At 67.3% G+C, this 3,330-nt stretch carries 3 protein-coding genes; 2 read left to right on the top strand and 1 reads right to left on the bottom strand.

Annotated features, from left to right (window positions below):
- Positions 1-411 precede the first annotated feature (411 nt).
- Positions 412-1,425 (top strand): MBL fold metallo-hydrolase, encoded by a 1,014-nt coding sequence (locus VMS22_20155; protein ID HXJ36355.1) that lies wholly within the window; start codon positions 412-414, stop codon positions 1,423-1,425.
- Between the two features lie 121 nt (positions 1,426-1,546).
- The gene (locus VMS22_20150; GenBank protein HXJ36354.1) at positions 1,547-3,046 is read left to right on the top strand and encodes an NAD(P)/FAD-dependent oxidoreductase; all 1,500 of its coding nucleotides are present in this window, start codon (positions 1,547-1,549) and stop codon (positions 3,044-3,046) included.
- 70 nt (positions 3,047-3,116) lie between these two features.
- Here VMS22_20150 and VMS22_20145 read toward each other — a convergent pair.
- Positions 3,117-3,330 (bottom strand): GNAT family N-acetyltransferase (locus VMS22_20145; GenBank protein ID HXJ36353.1); only part of this gene is annotated, 214 nt, incomplete at its 5' end.

Raw genomic sequence — 3,330 nt, 5'->3', positions numbered from 1 at the left:
TTGCCCGAGCGCACGATGGCTCGAACCAGTCCGTCGGCGACCCACAAACTCGTGTCGGGGGACTGTGCGCTCGCCGAGCTCGCGAGGAGCAGGGCCAGTCCCATCAGGGAGCGAATGCGCCATCGGCCGAGGGTCATGCCTTCCTCCACGATCGAGTGTGAGCTGCCCACCCGATTACGTCCGGGCGGCCGAGCCCGAACGCCCGTCGAGGGGTTCTGCCCGTAGCGAGATTCGCCGCGCTCGGGGGAATCAGGCGGTGTTCCCGCCGTCAGAGCGGTACTCATGTCTGCCGTGCCGGAGACTCTTGGGAAGCCACTCCGCGGGACGATGGGACGCCTCGCCACGGTCGCGATGGTGGCGGCCGTTCTCTGGGCTGCCACTCTCGCCCACGCACAGACCGACGTGGCGAAAATGAGCGGCGCCGGCCACGACATCCGCAAGTTCAAGATCGCCGACGGCATCTTCCAATTCATGACCATGCGGGACAGCTACGTGCGGGAGCTGAACTCTGTGGTGATCGTGAACTCCGACGACGTGCTGGTGTTCGACACCGACACCCGGCCCTCGACCGCGCGGCTCATCCTTGCCGAGATCCGCAAGATCACTCGCAAGCCGGTCCGCTACGTGGTGAACTCCCACTGGCATCCCGACCACTGGTCCGGAAACCAGGTCTACGCCGACACGTTTCCCGACCTCGAGATCATCGCGACCGAGAAGACCGTCGAGTTCATGCGCAACTCCGCCAGCCTGTGGCCCAAGAAGTTCCGCCAGCAGCTCGATGCGATGCAGTCGGATCTCGAGAAGGAAATCGCGTCCGGCAAGGGCGCCGACGGAACTCCGCTCACGACGGCGCAGCGCAGCAAGGACGAGGCGGACGTCCGCGACTACCGGAGCTTCGTCGAAGAGGCCGCGACTCTCCGCCGCGTGTATCCCACGTTGACCTACGAGAGCCGGCTCACGCTCGAGCACGGCGGGAGGGAGTTCCGCTTCATGAGCATGACCGGGGATGCCGAAGGGACGACCGTGCTCTACCTGCCGCACGAGAAGGTGCTCATCACCGGAGACGCGGTCTCGTACCCGATTCCCTACATCACTCCACCGCCGACGCGGCAGGCCGAGACGCTTCGGGAGCTGGCCCGGCTCGACGCGGACGTCATCATCCCGGGGCACGGGCCGGCGTTCCACGACCAGCAATTCCTGCGACTGGAGTTGGCGCTGCTCGAGACGGTGACGAAGGGCGTGCGCGACGCTCTGCGGAACGGAGCCCAGACCCTCGACGAGGTGCAGCGATCCGTCACCGCGGAAGATCTGCGCGAGCAGTTCACCCACGGTGACAGCGATCTCGAGACGCGGTTCCGCGACCGGGTGAAGGCGCTCGTCAAGCTCGCGGTCCGCGAAGCTCGCGACGGACAGGACCTGCCCTAGCGCCGGCGGCCCCAGAGGGCGTAGCATTCGGGGCGACGCACCACACCGCCGCCCGCCCCGCAGTCGATGTGCCGCGTCTTCGACGCCCCGCACTTCATGGACACGACTCGGGGGTTCGATCATGAGCGCAACCAGACTGGTCATCATCGGCGGCGGCCTCGCCGGGCTCTCGGCGGGATGTTACGCGCGCGCCAACGACTTCGACGTCACCCTCATCGAGCACAACCTCGCGCTTGGCGGAGTCTGCACCGCCTGGCAGCGCGGGCCCTACCTCGTCGACGGCTGCATCCACTGGCTGACGGGCGGTCCGTTCACGCGGATCTACGAGGAGCTCGGCATCATTCCCCCGGTGCGATTGCACGTCCTCGACGAATGGATGCGCTACCGCCATGCGAAGGATGGATGGGAGATCAGTGTCCAGCGGAATCTGGCGACGATGTTCGACGCGCTACGGGATCTGGCTCCCGAGGACGCCGACGAGCTGTCGCGCATGTGGGAAGGGGCGGAACGCATCGCCGACCTGCAGCCGCCCATCGAGCACGCGCCCGAGGTGACGGGCCTCACCGCGCAGCTGCGCCAGCTCTGGGAGATGCGCGGACTCGCTCGCGATTTCGTGCACTTCACGGAGCCCATGTCCGCATGGGCCGACAAACACCTGAAGAGCCCGCGGTTGCGCGGCATGTTTCGCCGAATGATGCCTCCCGAGGCACCGCCGTTCTTCCTGCTGATGTTACTGGGGTATCTCGCGCGCGGATGGCTGTCGCGGCCGCTCGGCGGCACCGCCGCGTTTCGCGACGCCCTGATTGCCCGTTATCAATCGCTCGGCGGGCGCTCCATGATCGACACGACCGTCGAAGAGATCATCGTCCGTGACGATCGCGCGCGCGGCGTGAGGCTGACCGACGGCACCATGATCGAGGCCGACGTGGTGATCTCGACTTCCAGCGTTCCCGAAACCGTGTTCCGGCTGCTGGCGGGGCGCTACGGGGCTCACGAATGGAAGGCGCGCATCGATCACCTGCGCATGTTCCAGCCGATCGTGCTCGCCACCTACGGCGTCGCGCGCCCGCTCACGGGACAGCCCTCGACGCTGATCGCCGACGCCATCGAACCGCTGGCGGTGGGCGACCGGCGCAACGATTCGCTCTATCTGCGCCTCTACAACGACGACCCTTCGTTCGCCCCGCCCGGGCACGCTATCGTGCAGGCGATGGTCGAGACGAGCTACGAGTGGTGGGCGACTCGCGGCGCGCGATATCAGCACGAGAAAGAGGCCGCCGGGGATGCGATCCTCACTTCGATCGATCGGCTCGTTCCCGGCGTTCGAGACGACTTGCGAATGGTCGACCTCGCGACGCCCCTCACCTACTGGCGCATGGCGCGATCGTGGCGTGGAGCATTCGAGGGCTGGCTGCCAAAATCTCTGAACGTCACGTATGTTCCGAAAACGCTGCCCGGGCTGGCCGACTTCTACATGGCGGGTCAGTGGGTCGAACCCGGTGGCGGCGTGCCGATGGCGACGATGTCGGGCCGGCACGTGATCGAGAACCTTTGCGCGGCGCACCAGCGACCGTTCCGCGCCGGGAGCGAGAGCAGGTTGACGCCCGCTACGGCGACGTAGGACGTTCACGGCTCGGAGGGCCGTGAATGCCGGGGACGTTACTCGCCTCGGCCGCGGCGCCCCTGCCGCCTCATCGCTCCGGTCGCCGCTCCATCATCAGATGGAAGCCGCTCTCGCCGGCGCGCACGAACCCGAGCCGTTCATAGAGCCGGATCGCGGGGCTGCTGGCGAGCACGTAGAGGTTCACCGGGACGCCGCGCGTCTCGCCCTCGGCGATCAGCTCGCGCACCAGACGCTCGCCGATCCCGGCGCCGCGACGCTCGGGGAGCAGCGCGATGTCCACG

This window comes from Candidatus Eisenbacteria bacterium (assembly GCA_035577985.1).
Taxonomy (GTDB): domain Bacteria; phylum Desulfobacterota; class Binatia; order DP-6; family DP-6; genus DATJZY01.
Note: the sequence above shows the minus strand (reverse complement) of the source record. Positions and strands in the feature narration are given on the sequence as shown.

Excerpts from the sequence above, each read along its gene's own strand:
- VMS22_20155 (HXJ36355.1), top strand. The coding sequence starts at position 412 with ATGAGCGGCGCCGGCCACGACATCCGCAAGTTCAAGATCGCCGACGGC.
- VMS22_20150 (HXJ36354.1), top strand. The coding sequence starts at position 1,547 with ATGAGCGCAACCAGACTGGTCATCATCGGCGGCGGCCTCGCCGGGCTC.